Here is a 24,747-nt window from a genome sequence, read left to right as displayed (position 1 = left end):
AACCTTTCCATCCGACTGCGAGGAGACACCATGTCCGCAACCGCCTCCACCGTGGGCGCCCGCGACCACGCGCGAGCGCAAGCCGCGGCCGCCACCGTCGCCGGCCCCGACCTGCCGGACGGCCTCGACACCACGAAAGTGACCTTCGCCCAACGGGTTCCGGGCAACGGATACACCACCGCGGTGCTCGCCCGCGGCACCCGGCTCCGGCTGGCCGATCCGGACGGCGCCGCCGGTGCCCACCTGCTGCTCCTGCGGGCCGAGGCACCGTGGGAACGGTTGAACGTCGCCGACACGATCAAGGTTCCGTGGCAGGCCTACCCGGGCCCGGGCCATCCGCTGCTCTCGGATCAGGGGCGCGTCCTCGCCACGATCGTCGCCGACACGTCCGGCCGGCACGACACGCTGTGCGGCCCGACCCCCGAGGTACGGCGAACGCTGCGGGTCGCGGGAGCGAAACACGGTCTCACACCGCGCGATATCGGCCCTTCGGTCGCACTGTTCCGCGGTGTGCGGGTCGGCGCGGACGGCACCCTCACGGCCACCGGCAGCGCCGGCCCGGGCAGCTCGGTCGAATTGCTGATCCACCTGTCGCTGACGGTCCTGATCGCCAACGGCACGCATCCGCTCGACGACCGGCCCGCCACGCCGCTGGACGTCGTCGCCTGGCGCGGCGCCGGGGAGCCGGACGGCACCGAAGACACCGAGCCGGAATGTCGCCGGGCCGTGCAGAACACCGAACAGGCCTGGCTGGCCGCACACGATCCGGAGGCGATCGCATGACCACCGTGACCGAACGCACCGTCGTCCTGGACGAGACCGTGGCCGCCTGCGCGCCGTGGTCGACCGTGGTCCGGGCGGGCCAGCAGTGGCAGATCATCGACCTGTACGGAAACCAGGCGGTGGACTGCCTGCTCTACTCGGCCGCCGACCACGCCGACCGCTACAGCGCCCAAGCGACCGTCGCCGCCCAGCGCAACATCTTCCTGACTACCGGCAGCGTGCTCCGTGCCGAATCCGGCACGGCACTGATGACCGTGGTCGCCGACGAGGTCGGCAACCACGACACCATCGCCGGCGCGTGCTCGCAGGAATCCAACACCCTGCGCTACGGCCACCACACGCGCCATCAGCACGCCTGCGTGGAGAACTTCCTCACCGAGGCGCTGCGATGGGGGCTCGGCAAACGCGATCTGGTCTCGAATATCAACTGGTTCATGAACGTTCCGGTCGAGGCCGACGGCACCCTCGGTATCGTCGACGGGCTCTCCGCACCGGGCAAGTCGGTGACGCTGCGTGCCGAGATCGACACCCTCGTCCTGATCTCCAATTGCCCGCAGATCAACAACCCCTGCAACGGATTCGACCCGACGCCGGTACGCATGGTGGTGACGCAATGACGACAGCGACCGAAATCGAGTTCGGCACAACGACTCCGGACACAGAAGCCGCCGACATCGAGGTAGTGCGCCCGGGCATGCTCACCACCGTGCAGGACTGGCCGGGCCGTGTCGGCTACTGGCACGTCGGTGTCCCGCCGTCGGGACCGATGGACGACCTGTCGTTCCGGCTCGGCAACCGCGCGCTGGGCAACGACGAGGGCGCCGCCGGACTCGAATGCACCCTCGCCGGGCCGGCGCTGCGATTCCGCACCGCGACCCGGGTGTGCGTGACCGGTGCGCCCGCGACGGTGACCGTCGACGGCGAGCGCGTACGGCAATGGCGCACCGTCGAGGTCCCGGCGGGCGGCACGCTGGATATAGGCGCTGTGCAGGGGCCGGGGATGCGGACCTACGTGCTGTTCGCCGGCGGTCTGGCTCTGCCCGACTATCTCGGCAGCGCAGCCACTTTCACGCTCGGCAGGTTCGGCGGCGGCACCGGCGCCGCCCTTCGGGACGGCGACCGGTTACCCCTGGGCGAGGCGACCGGCCCCATCGGGGCCGGGGTGCCGATGGCCGAGCAGCCGGTGCTGACGCGACGATGGGAACTCGCGGTCACCGAGGGTCCGCACGGCGCACCGGAATTCTTCACCCGGGCCGATATCGACACCATCCTCGGCACCGACTACGAGGTGCATTTCAACTCCGATCGAACCGGAGTGCGGCTGATCGGGCCGAAACCGCACTGGGCGCGCAGCGACGGCGGCGAGGCCGGACTGCATCCCTCGAACATCCACGACACCGCCTATTCGGTCGGCGCCCTGGACTTCACCGGTGATACGCCGATCCTGCTGGGGCCGGACGGTCCCAGCCTCGGCGGATTCGTCTGTCCCGTCACGGTTGTCGCGGCGGAGCGCTGGAAACTCGGCCAGCTCTGCCCCGGTGACACCGTGCGCTTCGTTCCGGTGCGCGCCGACCGGGCCGCCTCGATCCGCGCCCTGGGCCCGGCCCGGCGCGCCGACTGGCCGATCGTACTGTCCGACGGCGGTGACAGCGACGACGGCATCCTGGCCCGCGCCGACGCCGACGACACCACCGCCGTCACCTATCGCCGCGCCGGCGACGACGGTGTACTCGTCGAATACGGTGATATGACACTGGATCTCGGGCTGCGCGCCCGCGTCCACGCCCTGCACCGGCATCTGCTCGAATACGCCGAGCCGGGGATCACCGAACTGACACCCGGAATCCGTTCGCTGCAGGTGCGTTTCGATCCGGACCGGCTGGCCACGCCGAAACTGTTGCGACTGCTGCGCGAGGCCGAATCCGCCCTGCCCTCGGCCGCGGAACTGGTGGTGCCCAGCCGCACGGTGCACCTGCCGCTCTCGTGGGACGATCCGGCCACACGGGAGGCCATCATCCGCTATATGCACGGCGTGCGGGCCGATGCGCCGTGGTGCCCGTGGAATATCGAGTTCATTCGCCGGATGAACGGATTGGGCACGGTCGCAGAAGTTTTCGATACCGTCTTCGCCGCCGAGTACCTCGTGCTCGGGCTCGGCGACGTGTACCTCGGCGCGCCGGTCGCCACGCCGACCGATCCGCGCCATCGCCTGGTCACCACCAAATACAATCCGGCCCGCACCTGGACGCCGGAGAATGCGGTCGGCATCGGCGGCGCCTACCTGTGCATCTACGGCATGGAGGGGCCCGGCGGATATCAATTCGTCGGCCGGACCACGCAGGTGTGGAACCACCGGTCCACCGGCGAGGCCGAAGATCCTTGGCTACTGCGGTATTTCGATCGCATCCGCTGGTATCCGGTATCCGCGGAGGAACTGCTGGACCTGCGGGCCGACGTCGGCCGCGGCCGTGGCGTACTGCGTGCGGAGGAGGGCGAATTCCGTCTCGCCGAATACCGCGATTTCCTGTCCGCCAACGCCGAATCCATCGCCGCCTTCCGTGCGGTTCAGGCGGAAGCCTTTGCCGCCGAGCGTGCTTCGTGGCAGGCGGCGGGCGAATTGCACGAACGAGGATGAGGACACCGACGTGAGCATCTGGATTCACCGCTGTGCCGACGATCCGGGCCCGCACGGCCCGGGACCGTTGGCAGGCCTGCGGGTGGCCGTCAAGGACAACGTCGACGTGGCCGGCCTGCCGACGACCGCAGGCTGCCCGGACTACGCCTATCTACCCGACCGCGACGCGCCCGCGGTCGCGGCCCTGCGCGCCGCGGGTGCGGTGGTGGCCGGCAAGACCAATATGGATCAATTCGCGACCGGTCTGGTCGGCACCCGCTCGCCCTACGGTCCGGTCTCCGATTCGCGGCGGCCCGAATTCATCTCGGGCGGTTCGAGTTCCGGGTCGGCGGTGGCCGTCGCGACCGGTGCGGCCGATATCGCCATCGGCACCGATACCGCGGGTTCCGGGCGCGTTCCGGCGGCGCTGCAGGGCATCGTCGGCATCAAACCGACCGTAGGAGTCGTCTCCACCGAGGGGGTCGTCCCGGCCTGCCGTTCCTACGATTGCGTGACGATCTTCGCCGCCGACCCGGCACGTGCCGACCAGGCGATGGGAGTGATGGCCGCCGAGGCGCCCGGACGTGCCTGGCCCGCCGATACCAGGCTGGCGGCGCCGCCGCGCCCGACCGTCGCGATCTTCGCCGACCTGCCGGAACTCGACCCGGTGTGGCGGGCGGCCTTCGAGCGGGCCGTCGCCGTGTTACGGCAGCGCGGCGCGACCATCGTGGAGATCGCCCCGGAGCCGTTCCTGGCCGCGGCCCGGCTGCTCTACGACGGTGCGCTGGTCGCCGAAAGATACGCCGCGGTCGGCGAATTCGTCGAGTCGCGCCCCGACGCCGTCGACCCCACCGTCGCGAGCATCATCCGCGCCGCGGGCGCGATTCCGGCGCATCGGCTGGTCGCCGATCGCGCCGAACTCGAGCGCTTGCGCGCCCTCGCGATGGACAGTCTGGGTGACGCCGACGCCCTGCTCGCGCCGACCGCCCCGATGCATCCCACCATCGCGCAGGTCGAGACGGATCCGATCGGGATCAACTCCCGCATGGGCACCTACACCAACTTCTGCAATCTGTTCGATCTGTGCGCGGTGGCCGTTCCGGCCGGCACGGCGGGCGAATCCTGTTTCGGCGTCACGGTTTTCGCTCGGCCGTTCGAGGATGCGGTGGCCTTGGACATCGCCGTGGCGGTCACCGGTGATGCGGAGATCACGCGGCCGTGGCCCCTGGCGGTGGCGCCGGTGTGCGAGCTGATCGTGTTCGGGGCACATCTGCGCGGCCAGCCGTTGGAACACCAGTTGCATGCGCTCGGCGCGCGCTGGGCCGGGCCGGTACGCACGGCCGCGGCCTATCGCCTCGCCGCCCTGGACACCACCCCACCGAAACCCGCGGTGACCCGCTGCGAGGGCGGTGTGTCCGTCGGGGGCGAACGCTGGTTGCTCTCCCCCGCCGCTCTCGGCCGCTTCCTCGCCGCATTACCGGCGCCGATGCAGCTGGGCGCCGTCGAACTCGACGACGGCACCTGGCACACCGCATTCGGATGTGACGGGACCGCCGCGGCGGAAGGGAAGGACATCAGCGAATACGGTGACTGGCGCGCGGCCCTCGCGGCCGGGGCCGTGGGCTGATCAATCCAGGGCCGTGGCGACCGGACGCTCCGGATCCGACGACCACTGCGACCACGAACCCGGGTACAGCGCGGCCGACACTCCGACGACCGACAACGCCGCGATCTGGTGCGCTGCGGTCACCCCGGAACCGCAGTAGACCGCCACCGGACCGGAGACGAGATCGGAGAACCGCGCCCGCAACTGGTCCGGAGTTTTGAAAGTGCCCTCGGACGTGAGGTTTTCCACGGTCGGCACGCTCACCGCGCCGGGAATGTGGCCGGCGCGCGGGTCGATCGGCTCGACCTGCCCGCGATAGCGTTCCCCGGCTCGCGCGTCCAGCAGCGCGCCCGGCCAGCCCGCGACCTCGTCGGCATCCACCACCGGCATATTGCCGGGGGTGAGCACGACGTCGCCGGGCGCCGGGTCGGGTTCGGTGCCGACGGCCAGATCGCCGCCGCCGCGTTCCCACGCGGGCAGGCCGCCGTCGAGAATGCGCACGTCGCGCAGGCCCGCCCAGCGCAGCAGCCACCACGCCCGGGCGGCGGCCATGCCGCCGGTGGCGTCGTAGACGACCGTCGGCTCCCCGGTGCGCAGTCCCCAGCTGCGCGCGCATTTCTGCAGGTGAGTGAGCGTCGGCAACGGGTGGCGGCCGTGCGCCGGGGAGGGCGGGGCGGCCAGCTCGGTCTCCAGATCGACGAAGATCGCACCGGGAATGTGGCCGGCGAGATAGTGCTGGGGACCGTCGGGATCGCCCAGCGCCCAGCGCACATCCAGCAGATGCGTCCGGCTCTCGCTGTCCGCCAGCGATTTCCGGAGTTCTTCGGGGGAGATCAGTACGGCGGTCAAGCCCGGCTCCTCAGTCAACAGATGTACCCGTGACGCGAACACGTGTCAGCCTACGACACGGGCGCGTCCCGGCGAGTCAGCATCCACCGCACGACCAGGCCCGCGACCACCGCCCAGAACGCGGCACCGATGCCGAACACCGCGATCCCGGAGGCCGAGACCAGGAAGGTCACCGTGGCCGCGACGCGATGTTCGGCCACCCCGAGCGCCGCGGTGAGGGCGGCGGCGAAGGTGCCGAGGAGGGCAAGTCCGGCAACGGTTTCCAGCACACCGGCGGGCGCGGCGGCGGCGAGCGCGACCAGCGCCGCGGCGGCCGGGGCCAGCACGAGATAGGACGCCCCGGCGGCCATGGTGGCCGCCCAGCGCCGGCGCGGATCGGGATGGGCCGAGGGCGCGGCCGCCAACGCCGCGCTGATCGCGGCCAGGTTGATCGCATGCCCGCCCGCCGGAGCGCCCACGATGGTTCCCAGGCCGGTGACGGTCATCGACGCCCGCCACGGCACCCGATAGCCGAACGAGCTCAAGACCGCCACGCCGGGTATGTTCTGCGCGGCCATCGTGACCACGTACAGCGGAATCGCGATGCCGATGACGGCCTGCCAACTCCAGTGCGGCACAGTGATTTCCAGTTTCGGAATCAGATCGGCGACCGGAATCGAGCGATGTCCGGCGATCATCGAGATTCCCGCCCCGGCCACCGCGGTGGCGAAGGCGCCGGGCACCGCCCACCGCTGCGCGTACCGCTGCAGCACCACCCACACCACCAGCACGGGCGCCACCACTGCCGCACTCGAGGTGGTCAGGGCCCGCAGCGGCGCGAGGCAGAGCGGCAGCAGGACACCGGCGAGCATGGCCTGCGCGATCTCGACCGGGATCGCGGTGATCAGCCGGCCCAGCCGTGACCAGCAGCCGGTGAGAACGATCAATAAGCCGGTGACCGCGAACGCCCCCACCGCCGCGGGCCAGCCGCCGGTTACCGCGCCGGCGCCGGCCAGCAGCGCCGCACCGGGAGTCGACCAGGCGAGGGTGATCGGCATGCGATAGCGCCGGCTCAGGATCCACATGCCCAGTGCCTGGGTGACACAGACGGCCAGCAGGCCCGAGGCGGCCTGCGCCGGTGTCGCGCCGACCGCGGTCAGTCCCGCCAGCACGACGGCGAACGAACTGGTGAAACCGACCAGCGCCGCGATGATCCCGGCGCCGACCGCTTGTCCGGTACCGCCGGGCCCGTGTTCGCCCTCGACCGCCGCTCGGAGGCCCATCTGCCCCTCGGCGACATCGGGCGGGCGGGAGGCGGAATCGGTGGCAGTCACCGAGCTATCTTCGCGGGCGGCTGGCCCCGCCGTCAGCGGCCAGTACGCCGGAACTGGACCGAATTCTCGCCGGCATCGGATCGCCCTGCGTCGTTTCGTCCGGCATCCTGTCGCGATGCTGCCGCCTCGTCGGCTCCGGCCAGTCGCTGTAGCAGCGGCGCGGTGCGCGGCCCGACCAACTGCTGCATGACCAGCGCCATATTGGTGCGCTGCACGCCCGCGATCTTCAGGATCGCGCCGGTGATCCGATACAGATCGTCGGCGTCGCGCGCGACCACGCGAACGGTCAGATCCGTCTGCCCGGTGGTGCCGCACACCTCGGTGACCTCGGGGATCTCGGCGAGTTCGGCCACCACGTCGGCGAGCCGATGCTGATCGACCACCACCGCGACGAAGGCCGCGAGCCGGTAACCGAGTGCGCGCGGGTCCACCCGCCGCTCGAATCCGGCCAGCACACCGGCGGCCTCCCATCGGGCGAGCCGGGCCTGCACGGTGTTACGGGACAGCCCCAGCCGCGTGGCCAGTTCCACCCCGGTGGCACGAGGGTTGGCAACCAGTTCCAGCAGCAGCCGGGCGTCGGTGGCGTCGATAGTCGCCGGGGCGGGTTCGGCACTGGGCATGTTACGCAGTATGACAGCTCCTACCCGGTCGGGATCGAGCATTCTGCACAGTTCGCGTGTCGCCACTTGCGCATCCCGCTCAATCGTGGATGCTGTGAAGTACAGCACACAGCTGGCGAAGAGCAGTCCGCCGGATCGCGAGGGACGGAAGACCCCGTCGTACGCGGCAACGAGGAGGTGACGGCTGTGCACAACACCACCGCGCACAACACCACAACCAGGCACGACACCGGGACGAACCCCTATCCCGTGCAACTGGTCCAGCCCGACGGGCGCCGCGTTCTCGACCGCGAGCACGCGGCCCTGATCGCGGATATCGGTCCGGCCGAACTGCGCGAACTGTACGAGGACCTGGTCGTCACCCGCCGCATCGACGTCGAGGCCACCGCATTGCAGCGGCAGGGCCAGCTCGGCCTGTGGGCCCCGCTGCTCGGGCAGGAGGCATCGCAGATCGGCTCGGCTCGCGCACTGCACGACGACGACTATGTCTTCTGCAGCTACCGCGAGGCGGGTGTCGCCTACTGCCGCGGCGTGGATCCCACTCTCATCACCCGGCTGTGGCGGGGCGTCGCACATTCGTGCTGGGACCCGGACGAGATCAATATGACCAATCCGGCCATCGTCGTCGGCTCTCAGGGCCTGCACGCCACCGGCTACGCCTACGCCGCACACCTGGAAGGTGCGGAGATCGCGGTGCTGACCTACTTCGGTGACGGCGCCAGCAGTCAGGGCGATATCGCCGAGGCGCTCGGCTTCGCCGCCACCTGGAGTGCGCCGGTGGTGTTCTTCTGCCAGAACAACCACTGGGCGATCAGCGAACCGGTAGAGGTGCAGAGCCAGACGCCGATCGTCCGGCGCGCCTACGGGTACGGCATACCGGGTGTCCAGGTCGACGGCAACGACGTGCTGGCGGTGCTGGCGGTGACCCGCCAGGCCGTCGCCCGCGCCCGCGCCGGCGGCGGCCCCTCGTTCATCGAGGCCATTACCTATCGGATGGGCCCGCACACCACCGCCGACGATCCCACCCGCTACCGTTCGGCCGCGGAAACCGAACTGTGGAAGCGCCGCGACCCGATCGACCGCATGCGACGGCTGCTCGAGCGAGAGGGTTTGTGGGACAGCGACTTCGAGCGGCGGGTCACCGAACGCGCCGACGCGGTCGGTGCCGCGGTCCGCACCGCGACCATCGACATGCCCGATCCGGATCCGATGCAGCTGTTCGAGCACGTCTACACCACCCCGCATCCCCTGATCGCCGCCGAGCGCGACGAGTACTCCGGATACCTGGCGGATTTCGAGGAAGGAGTACGGGCATGATCACCACCTTCGCGAACGCGCTGAACACGGGGATGCGCCGGGCCTTGGAGGACGATCCGAAGGTCGTGCTGATGGGTGAGGACATCGGGCGGCTCGGCGGCGTATTCCGGGTGACCGACACGCTGCAGAAGGACTTCGGCAACAATCGCGTCATCGACACGCCGCTGGCCGAATCCGGCATCATCGGAACAGCTTTCGGAATGGCACTGCGCGGTCTGCGGCCGGTGTGCGAGATCCAGTTCGACGGATTCGTCTACCCGGCCTTCGACCAGATCGTTTCGCAGGTCGCCAAGATCCACTACCGCACGCAGGGCAAGGTCCGCGCCCCGATCACCATCCGGATTCCCTTCGGCGGCGGAATCGGTTCGGTCGAACATCATTCGGAGTCACCGGAGGCGTATTTCGCGCATACCGCCGGACTGCGCGTGGTGTCGCCGAGCACGCCCGAGGACGCGTATCGACTGTTGCGCCAATCGATCGCGTGCGACGACCCGGTCGTCTTCTTCGAACCGAAGCGACGCTACTGGGACAAGGCCGATCTCGATTTCACCGCTCTGGACGCCGATCCGCTGCCCATGGACCGGGCACACATCCGCCGGTCGGGCCACGACGCCACCCTCGTCGCCTACGGCGGGATGGTCGCCACCGCCCTGACGGCGGCCGAAATCGCGGCCGGAGAGGGACATTCACTCGAGGTGATCGATCTGCGCAGCCTGTCGCCGATCGACTTCGACACCATCGAGGAATCGGTGCGCCGGACCGGCCGGCTGATCGTCACACACGAGGCGCCCGTCTTCGCCGGACTCGGTGCCGAGATCGCCGCGCGCGTCGCCGAACGGTGTTTCTACTACCTCGAGGCGCCGGTCCTGCGCGTCGGTGGCTTCGACATCCCCTATCCCCCGGCTAAGCTCGAACGGCACCACATGCCAGACCCGGACCGCATTCTCGACGCGGTCGATCGAACCTTCGCCGCCTGATAACTGTTCGGACAGAGGTGCCCGTTGGAAGACCGTGCTGTGGACGACAACAATCACATACTCGAGTTCCGGCTGCCCGATCTCGGGGAGGGATTGACCGAGGCCGAACTGATCTCCTGGTCGGTGGCCGTCGGCGATACCGTCGAGCTCAATCAGACCATCGCCGAGGTGGAGACCGCCAAGGCGCAGGTGGAACTACCGTGTCCGTTCGCCGGGCAGGTCGCCGAGCTGCTGGCCCGGCCCGGTGAAACGGTGGCGGTCGGCGCACCGCTGATCAGAGTGCGCGCCGATGCCGGCGAAGCTTCCACGACGGCAGCCGCGGCTTCCGGGGCTACCGGCGAAGCTTCCGGGGCCGCCGAGGGCCGTACGTCGGTGCTCGTCGGTTACGGCCCCGGGGCCGAAGCGCCCACCCGGCGTCGCTCCGCGAAAAACGGTGCGGCGAAGCCGCATTCGGCCGCGCCCGCACGCGGCGAGGAGATTCCGCCGGAGTTCCCGGGCCGCCCGCCCGCCACTCCGGCCGCCCGCCAGCTGGCTCGCGAACTCGGTATCAATATCGCCTTCGTGGCCGGCTCCGGTCCGGGTGGGGCGGTGACGGTCGAGGATGTGCGCCACGCGGTGCCGGTATCGCAGCCGCCGCGCCGAGTGCGGACCGAGGAGGAGGCCGCCGACGCGCCCCGTCCGGCCGCCCCGCCGGTGCCGACCATGCGGCCCGACGGCGGCGTCATCCGGCCGACGCCGAGCGAACGCGAAACCCGCACCCCGGTCAGCGGCGTCCGCAAGCGCATCGCCGCGGCCATGACCACCAGCGCCCGCACCATCCCGCAGGCCAGCGCGTTCGTCACCACCGATTTCACCGCCTCGATGGAACTGCTCGACCACCTGCGCAGCACCGACTCCTTCACCGGCCTGTCGCTCACTCCGCTGGCGCTGGTCGCGAAGGCGACGCTGGCGGCGATCGCCGAATTCCCGGGGATCAACTCCTATTGGGACGCCGAGGCCGATCAGATCGTCACCAAGCATTACGTCAATCTCGGCATCGCCGTGGCCACCGAACGCGGCCTGCTCGTCCCCAACATCAAGGAGGCGCAGTCGCTGAGCCTGCGCGAACTGTGCCGGGAGATCGGCTGGCTCGCCGATGTGGCGCGCGCCGGCTCGGCGACCCCAGCCGATCTGCGCGGCGGCACCTTCACCATCAGCAATGTGGGTGTCTTCGGTGTGGACACCGGTGTGCCGCTGGTCAACCCGGGCGAAGGCGCGATTCTGTGCCTGGGTTCGATCCGGAAACGCCCCTGGGTGTACCGCGACGAACCGGCGATCCGGTGGATCACCACGCTGGGTGTGAGCTTCGATCACCGCATGATCGACGGTGAGCTCGGCGCGCGGTTCCTGTCGACGGTGGCCTCACTGCTCGAGGATCCGCTGACCCTGCTGGGCCGGGTCTGAGGTCCCCCGGGGCGCCGGCGCCTAGGTCTCGTCGGTCACCAGCGCGGCGGCGGCGCTGCGGATGATCGCCGGGATCTCGACCGATTTGCGAGTCTCGTTGTCCACGTAGACGTGCACGAAGGTGCCGGTGGCGGCCAACTCCAGATCTTCCCCTGTGGTGTCGGCGGCGGTGCCGGCGTCCAGGACTCGGAAGATCGCCAGATCGTAGGTGATGCTGGAGCGACCGAGGCGGCTGATTCGCAGCCCCACCCGCAGTTGGTCGGGAAAACTCAGCGAGCCCAGATACTGGCACGAGGTCTGGGCGACCACGCCGATCGCGGGCAGTTCCCGGATGTCGGTGCCGGTCGCGGCCATCAACCAGGCGTTGACCGCGGTGTCGAAGTACGAGTAGTAGGTCACGTTGTTGACGTGGCCGTAGTGGTCGTTGTCGGCCCATCGGGTCGGCACCGGCCAGAGCACCGGGTAGTCCTGCTGTGTGGTCACCGCCCCGACAATAGTGACGCGACCTCAGCGACGCGGGCGGAGGCGGCGGTGAACCCGGCGCGCCGCCGAAACGTGTCGGTGGTAGGTCATACACTCGAATCGAAACCGGTTACATCCGGGGCCCGTGCGGTGACGTCGACGATGCCGTGATCGTTCGGGAGACGGGGAGCCGCCGACCGCGGTCGGCGCCGCCGAATCAACGACGCTTCGACGCACTCCTCCGCTCCGGAGTCGTACCCGCGGGGCAGGCGCTTCGGGTGTTGGGCCCCAAGGGGATCCACGTGCCGGGCCGCCCGGTCCGGCACGGCCTCTCGTGCGGTGAACAATCGGTGCGCGCCCGGTACCGTCGAATCGATGCATTCATCGGTGGAGACGACACGGCGCGGGACGGTTGCTCCGGCCGCTCGCCGCGCGCGGGCAGCGGTGTTCGCGACTTTCGCGCTCAACGGGTTCCTGGCCGCGATGTGGGTGGTGCACATTCCGGTCATCACCGATCGCACCGGGGTATCGCACGGAACCCTGGGATTACTGATTCTGGTGATGGCCGGCAGCGGCATCGTCGGTATGCAGGCGGCGGGTCCGCTCGCCGACCGCTTCGGCAGCCGGGCTCTGGTCGCCGCCGCCGTCAGCTGGCTGATCGTGGCGGTGAGCGGGCCGGCGTGGGCGACCGGGCCGATCCAGCTCGGCCTTGCGCTCGCGATCTTCGGTTTCGGCAACGGCGCGCTCGACGTGTCGATGAACGCCCAAGCCGTGCAGGTCGAGCGGGTTTACGGCCGGCCGATCATGGCCGCGTTCCACGCACTCTTCTCCTGCGGCGGCCTGGTCGGTTCGCTCGCCGGCGCGGCGGCCATGCACGCCGGCGCCGATATCCGGGTGAGTTTCGCGGTCGCGGCGGTGCTGGGCCTGCTGGTGATGCTGGCCAGTGCGCCGAGTCTGCTCCCCCGCCCGCACACGACCTCGCACGTCGAACCGAGCGCCGCCGAATACGCCGCGCCGGCCGCCGACCACGCGGGCACCGCTGCCGCGGTGGCTCGCGAATCGGACGTGAAATCCGCCGTGGCATCGCAGGATTCCCGCACCCGACACGGCGAATCCGTGCGGCGGCGCATCCGGCGTCTGCTCCCGCCGAAGGTACTGGCCTTGGCCGCCATCGCTTTCGCCCTGCTGATGGCCGAGGGCGTGGCCAACGACTGGAGCGCCCTGCAGACGCACGAACACCTGGGGGTCGGCGACGCCACCGCCGCACTGTCGTTCGGCGCGTTCTCCATCGCGATGACCGTCGGCCGTTTCACCGCGGACCGGGTCAGCGAACGCTTCGGCCGCGTCGCCGTCGTCCGCTGGGGTTCGGTCCTCGGCGCTGCCGGCCTCGCCGTCATCATGGTCTCGCCGTGGCTGCCGCTGAGCCTCACGGGCTGGATCCTCGCCGGCCTCGGCCTCGCCGGCGGCGTCCCCCAAATCTTCACCGCCGCAGGCAATCTGGGCACCACCACCGCCGCCACCGACATGTCCAAGGTCTTCGGCGTCGGCTACCTCGGCTTCCTCGCCGGCCCCTCGGTCATCGGCTGGCTCGCCCAACTCACCTCCCTCACCCTCGCCTTCACCTTCCCCCTGATAGCCGTCCTGCTCTGCGCCTGGTTCGCCGGGACCGTCGGGGACGCACACCGAGTTGTTGACCTGGAGGACAAAAACTCGTAGGGTTGCGGTATGGGCAGGCCGCGCAACTTCGAGACCGAGACCGTGGTGGATCGGGCGATGGATGCGTTCTGGACTCATGGGTATGCGAATACTTCGCCGGCGCAGCTGGCCGAGGCGACCGGGATCGGGAAGGGGAGTTTGTACAACACGTTCGGCAGTAAGCGGGAGCTGTTCGAGCGGGTGCTGAACCGCTACGACCGGATGGGGTCGGAAGTAGTCGGCGAGTTCATGGCGCGGCCGGGGACGGCACGGGAGTGCATCGGCGCGTTCATCCGGTTTCTGGTGGATTCCGATGTGGCGCAGCCTGTTCGGCGTGGCTGCCTGGCGGTGAACACCGCTACCGAATTCTCCGCGCGGGATGCCGAGATCACGAAGGCGGTCCGGACCATGCAGGAGCACACCATGTCCGCCCTGGCCGAGCGGATCGATCAGGGTCGCCGCGACGGCGACGTGGCACAGGACGCCGATCCGCGAGCCGCCGCCGAATTCCTGATGAACACCATCGTGGGACTGCGCGTCATGGCCAAGACCAGCGATGCGGAGGCCCTGCACCGCATCATCGACACCGCACTGACCACATTCTGATATCCGGGCCGCGGTCGCGGCCCTTTTTCCTACCTGAATTTTTGACCTTAAGTTCAAGAAAGGGAATCCTCATGGACCTCGAACTGACCGGCAAGACCGCCGTCGTCACCGGCGCGAGCCGAGGCATCGGACTGGCGATCGCCGAGGCGCTGACCGCCGAGGGCGCGCTGGTGGTCGGCGCGGCGCGCACCGTCACACCGGAGCTCGAAAAGGCAAGCATCGCAGCCTATTCGGTCGACCTCGGCACCTCCGAGGGCGCCACCACGCTGATCGATTCGGCACTGCGCGAACTCGGCGGCATCGACATCCTCGTCAACAATGTCGGCGGCGGCGACGCCGACCGGCTCGGGCTGGGCGCATTCACCGACATCACCGACGAGCAGTGGCGAACCCTGTTCGACCTCAACCTGTTCAGCGCCGTCTGGACCACACGCGCGGCGCTGCCCAGCCTGCTGGAACGCCGCGGTTCGATCGTGAACATCTCCTCGATCAATTCGCGTCTGCCCGCGGCCGGACCGATCGGCTACAGCGAGGCCAAGGCCGCGCTCACCTCGCTGAGCAAACGCCTCAGTGAGGAATTGGCCCCGCGCGGCGTGCGCGTCAACACCGTGTCCCCCGGTGTCGTGGGCACGCCGCTCTGGCGCGACCCGAACCGATTCGGCGGGAAACTCGCTGCGGCGCAGGGCATCTCGCACGATGATCTACTCGCGGGAATCAGCGAGAGTTTCGGCATCGCCTCGGGGCGGATCTCGGAGCCCGAGGAGGTGGCCGCGCTGGTCACCTTCCTCGTCTCAGCCCGGGCCGGCAATATCGTCGGCGCCGACTACATCATCGACGGCGGAACCTTGAAAGTCGCCTGACCCCTACCGCTCGCGCTTGTGCCGCAGGCCGTTGCCCAGGGCGACGGCCGCGGCCGGCCACGCCCCGACACTCAGCACCGCAAAGCTGATCACGTAGGCGTGCAGCGACGGCACCCCGGTGTGCGCGCTCGGTCGTCGCAGTCGTCATCCACCGCGAGACCCGCTTCCCTGCTCTATGCTGACACGAGGAGGGGAAATGACATTTCAAGTCGATCCGGACGGACTGCGGGCCGCGGCCGGGGAGTTGGCGCTACTACCGACCGAGGTCGACAATGCGCCGAAACTCGACGCCGATCCGGTGGCGAAATTGCTCGCGGGTTTGTCGGTAGGGACCGAACTCGGCAAGTCCAATGCGGCGAGTACGCAAGCCAAAGACGTTCTGAAGGCGCGTTTCGACGAGTTCTCAGCCCTGTTGGTGACGTGTGCAGACAGCTTTCACGGCAACGACCAAGACGCCGCTCAGCGCCTCGCCGCTGTCGCGGATCTGAATTCCGGCGATCCGCACGCGGGTCGGTAGCCATCATGCCGACTCCGAAAGAAGTACTGGCCATGGATACCTCGGGCCTGCAGGGCGTCGCCGACCGGGCCGGCCAGATTGCCGACGCCATCGTCAAAGTAGCGGGCACGCTCCACAAGACCATCCACGACGATCTGGCGTGGCAAGGCGCGGCGGCCCGAGCCGCCGAAGACAAAGCCGACCGTGAACAGACTCAGATGCGAGCGATTGCCACCGCATACGATGACCTCAGTGCCGCCTGCGCCGGCGCAGCTCGCGACCTTCAGTACCCGATAGCGGAAATCAAGACGATCTTTCAGCATTACGTCGTCCCGCCGGTTGCCGTCGCTGACGACTGGAGCGCAACCGGAATACAAGATCCGAATTCCGAAGCGGGCGTGCAGCTTTCTCGCCTGCCGGGACTGGTCGCCAGCCTCCGAACCGCCGATGCGCAATGGAGCGCCGCCATTGCCACGGCCAACGACGAACTGACGAGGCTGGCATCGACGACTACCTTGACGGCGATCAAGGTGGCCGATCAGAGCTTCAAATCGATGGATTCCCGCGCCGATCCGGATCGGATCCGTACCTCGGCCGCGGCGTTCCAGCAGTTGTTCGGGCGTCCGCCGACAACCGCATCCGACTGGAGTACAGCCGAGGTCCTGAACCCGAACAGCTATACCCCGGAGTTCAAGGGGGTCGGGCCCGAGATCCGTGTCGTCAAGATCACGCCCGTTCCTGGGCAGGGGGTGGTCCGATCGTCTCAGTACATCGAGCAACGTGACGTCTCCGACCCGGACCCCAACCCGCTCAATCTCAATCCCGGCGCTCGCGACTTGGGCAACAATCGAACGGCCGACCCGAACTTCGATCCCGAACATACGAAGGTCACTACGTATGTCGACTACGAGAACGGCATCGTCGTCATGCGCCAGAACCCGTCTGTCCGCGAGAACGACGACGGCAGCCCGGGCGAGGTCAAAGTTGGTGCGCCGGAAGGGAAAGTGTGGCAGAACCCAGACGGGTCGGTACGCATCCAATACGACGCGGGTAACCCACTGCCGCCCTCTTGGATGACCAAACCTCCCGGCCTGGATGGCCACGATGTCACGGTCAACGGCGATTTGGTGTTCCAGCCCGGTCCGAACGGGGTCCAAGTGAACGGGACGCGCACCGATTACCCATCATTGGAGGTGTATCAAGACACCCCCGACGGTCGCACGCAAACGATCGCGCTGGATCCGGCTCGATCCGGGAGCTCACTCGGCCCGGCTCTGAATCTGCCGTTTCACCATGACATCGGCGTGGGAGGTGCGGCCTTCGGTCCGTTCACCGAGTGGAACGATCGCTATGATGTGCCAGGCAATCCGAAGCCGTCGACATCGTTCGGTCCGGTCACGGCGCCGCCTACCGCCCCAGTGCAGCGGATACCCGCAGGGACGGCCTGAATGACGCCCTCTTCGTCGGAAGATGCGCGGTTCTGGCGCCTCGCCACATGGGGCGTCGCGGGTTTCTTCCTGCTGCAGTTGGTGGTCATGATCATCGCGGCGCGCGCGATGCACTCGGACACCGACGGCACGATCTTCGGTTCGTTTCTCGCCGCCTCGGTGGTAGGTACCCTGATCGCCTCGCTCCTTCGATGGAAGGCGCGGGGGCCCGCCCGCGGCGTAGCTCTTGCCGCAGTGACCACCGCGGGCATATGGCTCGGGTCGTCTGTCATCATCGGATGCCTCTATTTCGCGACCAGGTAGGAGCGTCCTGTGACCCGAGAACACTCCGCTCCGCAGCACAGGCGCGAAACCTGGTTCGGCCCACTGTCATTCAGAGGGGCTGCAGTGTGCCTCACGCTGAACGTGATTCCGTTCTTCATCAACGGTTACCTGATCTTCGCGCTCGTCCTGCTGTACGCGATCGAATTGATCGCCGCTGCTGTGCTCTGCGCTCGCGGAGGGGGCGCGCGACAGCTTGGCACAGGCATCGCGGTGGCGTTGGTCGGCACTGCCGGCTGCTTTGTGCTGCTCCCCGCACTGGGACGGTTGTCCTGACGGTCATCCGCGTTCTCGATCCGCCAGAAATGTGGGATCCCGGTTACGGCATACGATAACCGCTGACCGCTACCGTTCGTGCTTGTGCCGCAGGCCGTTGCCCAGCGCCACGGCCGCGGCCAGCCACGCCCCGACACTCAGCACCGCAAAGCTGATCACGTAGGCGTGCAGCGACGGCACCCCGGTGTGACCGATGGTGAGAGCGCTCAGGATCGAGGCCGTGATGGCGCCGGCGATACTGCCGCCCGCCGTACGCACCAGTGAGTTGATCCCGCTGGCGATTCCGCTCTCGCTCATCGGAACATGCTGGACGGCAAGGGTTCCCAGCGCCGCATAGCCAATCCCGAAGCCTATGCCCTGCAGCGTATTCGAGATGACCATGTCGTAGCCGTGCGCATTCGACAGCGCCAGCCATCCGGTCGCCGCGCCGGCGAAGGCCGCGCCGATGGCAAGGGTGAAGGCGGGTCCGATGCGCGCGACGATGCGCCCGGTCCGGAAGGAGAAGAAGGTCATCAGCACCGAGCTGGGAATGCCGTAGAGACCCACGGCCAGCACCGAGCCGGACAGACCGTAGCCGACCTTGTCGGCGGGGGTCTGCACGAAATTCGAGATCAGGGTGAAGGAGCCGAACATCGCGAAGCCCAGCAGCGCAGACGCCATATTGGCCGACAGCGAGCGCGGGCCGACCAGCAGGGGCAAGCGCACCAGCGGCTGCGCGACCTTGCGCTCCACCAGCACCCACACCACCGCCAGCACGGCGGCCGCGGCGAACAGCCCGATCACGCTGGTCTCTCCCCAGCCCCAGCGCGGTCCCTCGCTGATGGCCAGCAGCAGGCACACCAGCAGACCGGCGAGCAGGACCGCGCCGAGATAGTCCGGCTGCCCGCCGTGGCGCTGCCCGACATCCTTGGCGCTCACCCCGACCAGCACTGTGGCGATCACGGCCAGCACCGCGGTCATCCAGAACACCGGATGCGGATTGGTGGTCTTGTCCGCGATGACGCCGGTCACCAGCATGCCGATGGTGCCGCCGACACCCATGGTGCCGCTGATGACGCCGATGGCGGTGGTGAGCCGCTCGCGCGGGAAGGTGTCGCGAATGATGCCGATGCCCAGGGGAATCAACGCCGACGACGTGCCCTGCAGCGCCCGGCCGACGATGTAGACCCCCAGCGAAGTCGCCACCGCGCAGACCACCGAACCGGCGATCAGCAGTCCCATACAGAACATCACCATGCGCTTCTTGCCGTACATGTCGCCGAAACGCGAAAGCAGCGGCGTGGCAACGGCTCCGGTGAGTAACGCGGCGGTGAACAACCACGTCACACCCGCGACGTCGGTGTGAAGTTGCCCGATCAGCCTGGGCAGCAACGGAATTACCACGGTCTGCTGCAGCGAGACCACGAGTCCTGCCGCGCACAGCGCCAGCAGCGTGACGACCAGGTGCGCCGGCGCACCGGTTTCGGAATCGGTTCCGGTGGATCGGCCGGTGACGGTCGACGTCATCTGAGTTCCCTATCTTTATACTTACCTAACTTAAGTAAGTTGGGTAGTAGGATAACCCTGTGCCGCGTTCCGAAGGAAGTCCCGAATCGGTGGTCGACGCCGACTACATCGTGGAACTCGAGCGCGCCCTGACCCGGATCGCGCACCTGCTCACCCGGGCCAGACGGCACGATCGCACCGTGGCCGCGGCCGGGGTGAATCTCGACCGCGCGAACGTGCCGCTGCTGCGGATGCTCGCCGACGCCGCGGAGCCCATGCGCATGGGTGAGCTCGCGGCCTGCCTGGATGTGGAGGCGCCGCATGTCACGCGTCAGATCCAGCGCCTGGAACGAGCCGGCTACGTCGATCGGGTGACCGATCCGGAGGACCGCCGGGCACAGCGGGTGCGCATCACCGACGAGGGCCGGGCCACCGTCGACGCGATCCGCGCGGTGAGCCGACGTCATATGCGCGACGCGCTGGCGGACTGGTCGACCGAGGACCTGCGTCAGCTCGCGGCGCTCAACCACCGCATGGTCGACGCGTTTCTCGACAGTGCCGAGCGCACCGACGCCTGGCGGCGATGACCCTCCTCAGCGCTCCTTGCGGTCGATCCGGATCCTGACGTCCGGCCATGGCGGATTCCGCACGACCGCGATCAAGGACAGCGTCGTCGCCACCAAGCCGACGAAGATGCCCAGCAGCGCGATGGCGGTGTCGTCGGTGACGGCATGCCAGCCGGTGTTCCCGTCCTGGATTACGAAGACGCCCAGCGGTCGCGCACGCCGGAATTTTCCGCCGGGGCGCGTCACCGGGATGACCGTGGCGCCCTCGGGGGTCTGATAGGGCGTCCCGTAGACCGCCGAATCATCGCCCACCGCAGGCAGATCGAATCGCTCCCGAACCGTCATGTCGACCCCTTCCGGCTGTTGTGCGACGCTCCCGGCACCACCGCGCTCTGCGGGCCACTCTAGTCCGCCCCGCGCTGCCGGAAGGCACCGTGCACGCGAGGAAGCGGCCCGCAGCAGATGTGCTGCGGGCCGTTTCGGGTCCGAACCTGCGCCGCCACCGATGCGGTGGTGACGCGCCTCGATCGCTACAGCGCCTTGAGTTCCTCGGTGACGGCTCCGACGGATTTCTTGGCGTCGCCGAACAGCATGGAGGTGTGGTCGGCGTAGAACAGCGGATTGTCGATGCCGGCGAAGCCGGAGTTCATCGACCGCTTCAGCACGATCACGCTCTTGGCCTGATCGACGTTGAGCACCGGCATGCCGTAGATCGGGCTGGAGGAGTCCTCGCGCGCGGCGGGGTTGGTGACGTCGTTGGCGCCGATCACCAAAGCCACGTCGGTGCGCGAGAATTCGCCGTTGATGTCGTCCATTTCCTTGAGCGCGTCGTAGGGGACCTCGGCCTCGGCCAGCAGCACGTTCATGTGGCCGGGCATGCGACCCGCGACCGGGTGGATGGCGTATTTGACCTCGACACCCTTGGCCTCCAGCAGCGAGGCCATCTCCTTCACCGCGTGCTGGGCCTGGGCGACGGCCATACCGTAGCCGGGCACCACGATCACCTGGTTGGCGTAGGCCATCTGGATCGCGGCATCGGCGGCCGAGGTGGCCTTGGCCTGCTTCTGCTCACCGCCACCGGCCGCGGCGGCACCGCCGCCACCACCGAAACCACCCGCGACGATGGCCGGGATGGACCGGTTCATGGCCTTGGCCATGAGGTTGGTCAGGATGGTGCCGGACGCGCCGACGATCATGCCGGCCACGATCATCGCGGTGTTGTTCAATGCCAGACCCGCGGCCGCCGCGGACAGACCGGTCAGCGCGTTGAGCAGCGAGATGACCACCGGCATGTCCGCGCCGCCGATCGGCAGCACGACCATCAGACCGAGCACCGCGGCCAGCACCAGCAGCAGCACCATCCACCACCACGGCGCGCCGTCCTTGGTCGCGCCGATACCGATGACCACCGCGGAGGCGATCGCGCCCAGGGCCAGCAGCAGGTTGACCGGCTGCTGCAGTTTCCCGAGCCCGATCGGGCGGCCGGGCAGGATCTCCTGCAGCTTGCCGAACGCGATCAGCGAGCCCCAGAACGAGATCGAACCGATGATCGCCGCGAACAGCGAACCGATGATGATGTGAACGGTGGGCTGCTCGTGCAGCGACGAAAAGCCGTCGCTGTTGAGGAATTCCGACCACGCGATCAACGCGACCGTGCCACCACCGACACCGTTGAACGCCGCCACCAGCTGCGGCATCGCCGTCATCTTGGTGAACTTCGCCGGCGGAACACCCAGCGCCACACCGACAACCAGGCCCGCGATGATGATGATCCAGTTCGAGGTGTCCCGGATGGAGATGAACGTCGCGATCACCGCGATGCCCATACCGACCGCCGCGATCCAGTTACCACGCACCGCGGTCTTCGGACCGGTCAAGCCCATCAGGCCATAAATGAACAGCGAGAACGCGACGATATAAAGGATGTTGACCAGATTGTCCATGAGTCAGCGGCCCGCCTTCTCGGTATTTCCAGGGCGCTCCGCGCCCGACGCAGCGGGCTTCTTGCCCTTGAACATCCCCAGCATCCGGTCGGTCACCACGAAACCACCGACCACGTTCAGCGTTCCGAACACCACCGCGACGAACAGAATGATCTGCGTGATCACCGACGGGTGCTCGACCTTGCCGAGGGTGACCAGCGCACCCAGCACCACGATGCCGTGAATGGCGTTGGTGCCCGACATCAGCGGGGTGTGCAAGGTGTTGGGCACCTTGGAGATCACCGCGAAACCCACGAATCCGGACAGCACCAGAATCGCGATATTGGCCAAAAGCTCGGTATACATCAGCCCTGCTCCTCGGAATCGGCGGGACGGCTCGGCGCACCGGCCACACAGGAATCGGCGAGCACCTGGTCGCCGAAATCGGGCTCGAGCTCGCCGTCTTTCAGCATCAGCTCCAGCAGCGCCGCAATATTCTTCGAGTACAGCTCCGAGGCGTGCTCGGGCATCGTCGCCGGCAGATTCAGCGGCGAGCAGATCGTGACACCGTGCTTGACCACCGTCTTACCGGGCTCGGTCAGCTCGCAGTTGCCGCCGGTCTCCCCCGCCAGGTCGACGATCACACTGCCGGGCTTCATCCCCTCCACCGCCGCGGCGGTCACCAGACGCGGCGCGGGGCGACCCGGCACCAGCGCGGTGGTCACCACCACGTCGAAACCCTTGATGGCATCTTCCAAAGCCTGCTGCTGCTGGGCCTTTTCGTCCTCGGTCAGCTCGCGGGCGTAACCACCCTCGCCGGCCGCATCGATACCCAGATCCAGCCACTGCGCACCCACCGACCGCACCTGGTCGGCCACCTCGGGCCGCACGTCGTATCCGGTGGTGCGCGCACCGAGACGCTTGGCGGTCGCCAGGGCCTGCAGACCCGCGACACCCACACCGAGCACCAGCACCGTCGCCGGCTTCACCGTGCCCGCCGCGGTGGTCAGCATCGGGAAGAAGCGCGTCGACTCCGACGCCGCCAGCAACACCGCCTTGTACCCGGCGACATTGGCCTGCGAGGAGAGCGCGTCCATCACCTGCGCACGCGAGATGCGCGGGATCGCCTCCACGGCGAATGCGCGCACGCCCGCGTTCTGCAGCGCCCCGATCTTGTTGTCGGCGTTGCGCGGAGCGAGGAATCCGATCAGCGTCTGGCCCTCGGACAGTTTGGCGATCTCGGCGTCGTTGGGCGGGGCCACCTTCACCACGACCTCGGCCTGCCACGGATCACCGATCGTCGCGCCCGCGGCCTCGTAGACTTCGTCCGGAATCAATGCCCCGACACCCGCGCCGGCTTCGACGACGACCTGTACACCCTGCTTCACCAGGCTCGGGATGATCTTCGGCACCAACGCGACGCGTCGTTCGTCGGCATTGGTCTCACGAACCACACCGACACGCGTGCGGTGCGACGCGCGACTGTCGTCGCCGGGCTGCGCGCCCTCGTTCGCGCCCTGCGTTGTCTCCACTGGTCAACTTCCTAACTTGTGACGGCAAGCTGGCCCCCTGATGTCCAGGTGGGCCGCCTGTTGGGTCTGGCCGAGCGGAACTTACTTTTCAGTAAGGTCCGAAATAATTCTCGCAACTGTACCCGGCAGGCCGGTGAGATTAGTTGAGATCAACATCACATCACACCACGGCTTTTCCCTCGATTGCCGCTTCACGCAGCGCAGAAGCGGGCTATGCCGGGTGCGCCTTACGCCGTAATGTCTGCGTGGTGAGTGGCTGTATCTTCTGCCGGATCGTCGCGGGCGACGCGCCGGCGACGCGGATCTACGAGGACGAGCGCGTGTACGCCTTCCTCGACATCCGGCCGATCACCCGGGGACACACCCTGGTGATTCCGAAAAGCCATGCCGCCCACCTCGACGAACTCGACGCCGAACTGGGCGCGGACCTGTTCCGCGTGGGCCATCGCATCGCAAAGGCGTTGCGGCGCAGCGATCTCGGCGCCGACGGCGCGAATCTCGTACTCAACGACGGTAAAGCGGCCTTCCAGACGGTGCATCACGTCCACCTGCACGTGGTGCCGCGCCGCGGTGGTGATCTGTTCACCTTCGCCCGCGGCTTCCTGCTGCGACGGCCGCACGATCCGACGGCCACCGCGGCCGCGCTCCGCACCGGGCTCGACCGGCTCGGCGCGGAACCGGACCGACTCGACCCGACCGACAGGGAGACTCGTTCATGAGCACAGCCTCACTCGACCGCGCCGAACTGACCAGTGCGCTCTCCGGCCAGTGGGATGTGCTGGCGGAACTGACCGCCGGATTGGACGAGGACCGCTGGCGGCTGCCGTCACCGCTGCCGGGGTGGACGATCTTCGATGTGCTCGCCCATGTCGTCGGCACCGAATCGATGCTGCTCGGCGAGTCGCTACCACAGGTGGACCGTGACGTTCACGCCTTCGACCACGTCCGCAACGACACCGGAGCGCTGAACGAGATGTGGCTGGAATCGCTGCGACCGCTGCGCGGCGACGAACTGCTGCGGCGGTTCACCGAGGTGACCGACCGGCGCCGCGCCGCGCTGGCGGCCGTCGACGAGGCCGCCTGGACCGCCGATATCCAGTCCCCGATCGGGGTGGTGCCGTACGGCAGGTTCATGCGGGTGCGGTTGTTCGACTGCTGGATGCATCAACTCGACATCACCGACGCGCTCGGCGGCGATGCGAAAGCCCTGGGTATGGACGAGGGCGGCCGGCGCGCCGAGATCGCACTGGACGAGATCGAACCCTTCCTCGGGCGCGTGGTGGTCAAGCGGGGCGGCGCGCCCGACGGATCCCGCATCACGATCGAGACCACCGGTCCCGTCGCCCGGACCGTCCACATCCGCGTCGACGGGCGCGCGGACGTCGTCGCGACCCTCGATCGTCCGGCCGACACCGTCGTTCGGCTGAGTTCGAGCCTGTTCGCCCGCCTGTGCGGCGGACGCACCGCCGCCGCGGATCATCGCGACGAGATCGAGGTCGACGGCGACCGCGCACTGGGTGAGCGGATCGCCGCGAATCTCGCCTTCACCATCTGAC

At 68.3% G+C, this 24,747-nt stretch carries 25 protein-coding genes and 1 pseudogene; 17 read left to right on the top strand and 9 right to left on the bottom strand.

The genetic code is table 11. The features are described 5' to 3' along the window. Window positions 1-30 precede the first annotated feature (30 nt). From A5789_RS33405 to atzF, 4 genes are read left to right on the top strand one after another with little or no spacing between them, the layout of a single operon-like run. On the top strand, window positions 31-783 hold the full coding sequence (locus tag A5789_RS33405) for a DUF1989 domain-containing protein (protein WP_064905670.1): 753 nt from the start codon (window positions 31-33) through the stop codon (window positions 781-783). Then, window positions 780-1,400 carry an urea amidolyase associated protein UAAP2 gene (locus tag A5789_RS33400; RefSeq protein WP_030513661.1) on the top strand — a complete coding sequence of 207 codons (621 nt, stop codon included), beginning with the start codon at window positions 780-782 and terminating at the stop codon, window positions 1,398-1,400. Before A5789_RS33405 ends, A5789_RS33400 begins: the two co-directional genes overlap by 4 nt. Beyond that, a complete protein-coding gene (locus A5789_RS33395; protein WP_082941128.1) occupies window positions 1,397-3,418 on the top strand; it encodes a 5-oxoprolinase/urea amidolyase family protein in 2,022 nt (673 codons plus the stop codon). Before A5789_RS33400 ends, A5789_RS33395 begins: the two co-directional genes overlap by 4 nt. 10 nt (window positions 3,419-3,428) lie before the next feature. Beyond that, entirely contained in the window at window positions 3,429-5,024 is a 1,596-nt protein-coding gene (gene atzF / locus A5789_RS33390) for an allophanate hydrolase (RefSeq protein ID WP_064905672.1), read from the top strand. Here atzF and A5789_RS33385 read toward each other — a convergent pair whose 3' ends face one another. The 3 genes and pseudogenes from A5789_RS33385 to A5789_RS33375 form a co-directional block, all read right to left on the bottom strand. Beyond that, a complete protein-coding gene (locus A5789_RS33385) occupies window positions 5,025-5,840 on the bottom strand; it encodes a sulfurtransferase (RefSeq protein ID WP_063015879.1) in 816 nt (271 codons plus the stop codon). Window positions 5,841-5,902: 62 nt separating this feature from the next. Then, window positions 5,903-7,114: a benzoate/H(+) symporter BenE family transporter gene (locus A5789_RS33380; RefSeq protein ID WP_064905747.1), complete on the bottom strand. Its 1,212-nt coding sequence runs from the start codon at window positions 7,112-7,114 to the stop codon at window positions 5,903-5,905. Between the two features lie 188 nt (window positions 7,115-7,302). Further along, a pseudogene (locus A5789_RS33375) lies at window positions 7,303-7,785 on the bottom strand (Lrp/AsnC family transcriptional regulator); the annotation flags it as partial. 186 nt (window positions 7,786-7,971) lie between these two features. Between A5789_RS33375 and pdhA the strand changes: the two are divergent. Genes pdhA through A5789_RS33360 form a run of 3 tightly spaced genes read left to right on the top strand, consistent with a single transcriptional unit; the run spans window position 7,972 to window position 11,522 of the window. Beyond that, a complete protein-coding gene (gene pdhA / locus A5789_RS33370; RefSeq protein ID WP_064905674.1) occupies window positions 7,972-9,102 on the top strand; it encodes a pyruvate dehydrogenase (acetyl-transferring) E1 component subunit alpha in 1,131 nt (376 codons plus the stop codon). Then, complete coding sequence (locus A5789_RS33365) at window positions 9,099-10,079, top strand: alpha-ketoacid dehydrogenase subunit beta (protein WP_064905676.1); 981 nt, start codon at window positions 9,099-9,101, stop codon at window positions 10,077-10,079. Before pdhA ends, A5789_RS33365 begins: the two co-directional genes overlap by 4 nt. Window positions 10,080-10,103: 24 nt before the next feature. Further along, complete coding sequence (locus A5789_RS33360; RefSeq protein ID WP_064905678.1) at window positions 10,104-11,522, top strand: dihydrolipoamide acetyltransferase family protein; 1,419 nt, start codon at window positions 10,104-10,106, stop codon at window positions 11,520-11,522. A gap of 21 nt (window positions 11,523-11,543) precedes the next feature. Here the strand turns inward: A5789_RS33360 and A5789_RS33355 are convergent, their stop codons facing one another. Then, window positions 11,544-12,005, bottom strand: coding sequence for a thioesterase family protein (locus A5789_RS33355; RefSeq protein ID WP_082857200.1), 462 nt, complete (start codon window positions 12,003-12,005; stop codon window positions 11,544-11,546). 354 nt (window positions 12,006-12,359) lie between these two features. Here A5789_RS33355 and A5789_RS33350 point away from each other — a divergent pair, with 354 nt between their 5' ends. The 7 genes from A5789_RS33350 to A5789_RS33320 all read left to right on the top strand — a co-directional run bounded on the left by A5789_RS33350 (window position 12,360) and on the right by A5789_RS33320 (window position 17,686). Continuing rightward, entirely contained in the window at window positions 12,360-13,700 is a 1,341-nt protein-coding gene (locus A5789_RS33350; protein WP_064905749.1) for an MFS transporter, read from the top strand. A gap of 9 nt (window positions 13,701-13,709) precedes the next feature. Continuing rightward, complete coding sequence (locus tag A5789_RS33345; protein ID WP_064905680.1) at window positions 13,710-14,285, top strand: TetR/AcrR family transcriptional regulator; 576 nt, start codon at window positions 13,710-13,712, stop codon at window positions 14,283-14,285. A gap of 71 nt (window positions 14,286-14,356) precedes the next feature. Next, the gene (locus A5789_RS33340) at window positions 14,357-15,145 is read left to right on the top strand and encodes an oxidoreductase (protein WP_064905682.1); all 789 of its coding nucleotides are present in this window, start codon (window positions 14,357-14,359) and stop codon (window positions 15,143-15,145) included. 196 nt (window positions 15,146-15,341) lie between these two features. After that, complete coding sequence (locus A5789_RS33335) at window positions 15,342-15,662, top strand: hypothetical protein (RefSeq protein WP_063015962.1); 321 nt, start codon at window positions 15,342-15,344, stop codon at window positions 15,660-15,662. A 5-nt stretch (window positions 15,663-15,667) separates the two neighbouring features. After that, window positions 15,668-17,089, top strand: coding sequence for a hypothetical protein (locus tag A5789_RS33330; RefSeq protein WP_063910849.1), 1,422 nt, complete (start codon window positions 15,668-15,670; stop codon window positions 17,087-17,089). Beyond that, window positions 17,090-17,392: a hypothetical protein gene (locus tag A5789_RS33325; RefSeq protein ID WP_063015960.1), complete on the top strand. Its 303-nt coding sequence runs from the start codon at window positions 17,090-17,092 to the stop codon at window positions 17,390-17,392. It abuts the gene before it with no gap. 84 nt (window positions 17,393-17,476) lie between these two features. Beyond that, window positions 17,477-17,686 carry a hypothetical protein gene (locus A5789_RS33320; protein WP_063015959.1) on the top strand — a complete coding sequence of 70 codons (210 nt, stop codon included), beginning with the start codon at window positions 17,477-17,479 and terminating at the stop codon, window positions 17,684-17,686. A gap of 69 nt (window positions 17,687-17,755) precedes the next feature. Here the strand turns inward: A5789_RS33320 and A5789_RS33315 are convergent, their stop codons facing one another. Beyond that, window positions 17,756-19,192, bottom strand: coding sequence for an MFS transporter (locus A5789_RS33315; protein ID WP_063015958.1), 1,437 nt, complete (start codon window positions 19,190-19,192; stop codon window positions 17,756-17,758). Between the two features lie 59 nt (window positions 19,193-19,251). On the opposite strand from A5789_RS33315, the gene A5789_RS33310 reads away from it, so the two are divergent. Beyond that, window positions 19,252-19,758 (top strand): MarR family winged helix-turn-helix transcriptional regulator, encoded by a 507-nt coding sequence (locus A5789_RS33310; protein ID WP_063015957.1) that lies wholly within the window; start codon window positions 19,252-19,254, stop codon window positions 19,756-19,758. 6 nt (window positions 19,759-19,764) lie between these two features. Here A5789_RS33310 and A5789_RS33305 read toward each other — a convergent pair whose 3' ends face one another. The 4 genes from A5789_RS33305 to A5789_RS33290 form a co-directional block, all read right to left on the bottom strand. Then, window positions 19,765-20,082: a hypothetical protein gene (locus A5789_RS33305; RefSeq protein ID WP_063015956.1), complete on the bottom strand. Its 318-nt coding sequence runs from the start codon at window positions 20,080-20,082 to the stop codon at window positions 19,765-19,767. Between the two features lie 185 nt (window positions 20,083-20,267). After that, the gene (locus A5789_RS33300; protein ID WP_063015955.1) at window positions 20,268-21,680 is read right to left on the bottom strand and encodes an NAD(P)(+) transhydrogenase (Re/Si-specific) subunit beta; all 1,413 of its coding nucleotides are present in this window, start codon (window positions 21,678-21,680) and stop codon (window positions 20,268-20,270) included. Between the two features lie 3 nt (window positions 21,681-21,683). Then, window positions 21,684-22,025: an NAD(P) transhydrogenase subunit alpha gene (locus A5789_RS33295; protein ID WP_063011164.1), complete on the bottom strand. Its 342-nt coding sequence runs from the start codon at window positions 22,023-22,025 to the stop codon at window positions 21,684-21,686. Next, window positions 22,025-23,113, bottom strand: coding sequence for a Re/Si-specific NAD(P)(+) transhydrogenase subunit alpha (locus A5789_RS33290; protein WP_064905752.1), 1,089 nt, complete (start codon window positions 23,111-23,113; stop codon window positions 22,025-22,027). The genes A5789_RS33295 and A5789_RS33290 overlap by 1 nt, the downstream gene beginning before the upstream one ends. A 326-nt stretch (window positions 23,114-23,439) precedes the next feature. Between A5789_RS33290 and A5789_RS33285 the strand changes: the two genes are divergently transcribed. Both A5789_RS33285 and A5789_RS33280 read left to right on the top strand, forming a co-directional pair. After that, window positions 23,440-23,910 (top strand): HIT family protein, encoded by a 471-nt coding sequence (locus A5789_RS33285; RefSeq protein WP_064905684.1) that lies wholly within the window; start codon window positions 23,440-23,442, stop codon window positions 23,908-23,910. Further along, window positions 23,907-24,746, top strand: a complete 840-nt coding sequence (locus tag A5789_RS33280) for a maleylpyruvate isomerase family mycothiol-dependent enzyme (protein WP_063015954.1) — start codon at window positions 23,907-23,909, stop codon at window positions 24,744-24,746. The genes A5789_RS33285 and A5789_RS33280 overlap by 4 nt, the downstream gene beginning before the upstream one ends. Window position 24,747 lies beyond the last annotated feature (1 nt).

Origin of the sequence: Nocardia sp. 852002-51101_SCH5132738, from assembly GCF_001665695.1 — a bacterium.
Taxonomy (GTDB): Bacteria; Actinomycetota; Actinomycetes; order Mycobacteriales; family Mycobacteriaceae; genus Nocardia; species Nocardia nova.
This window is presented reverse-complemented; position numbering and strand designations above follow the sequence as displayed.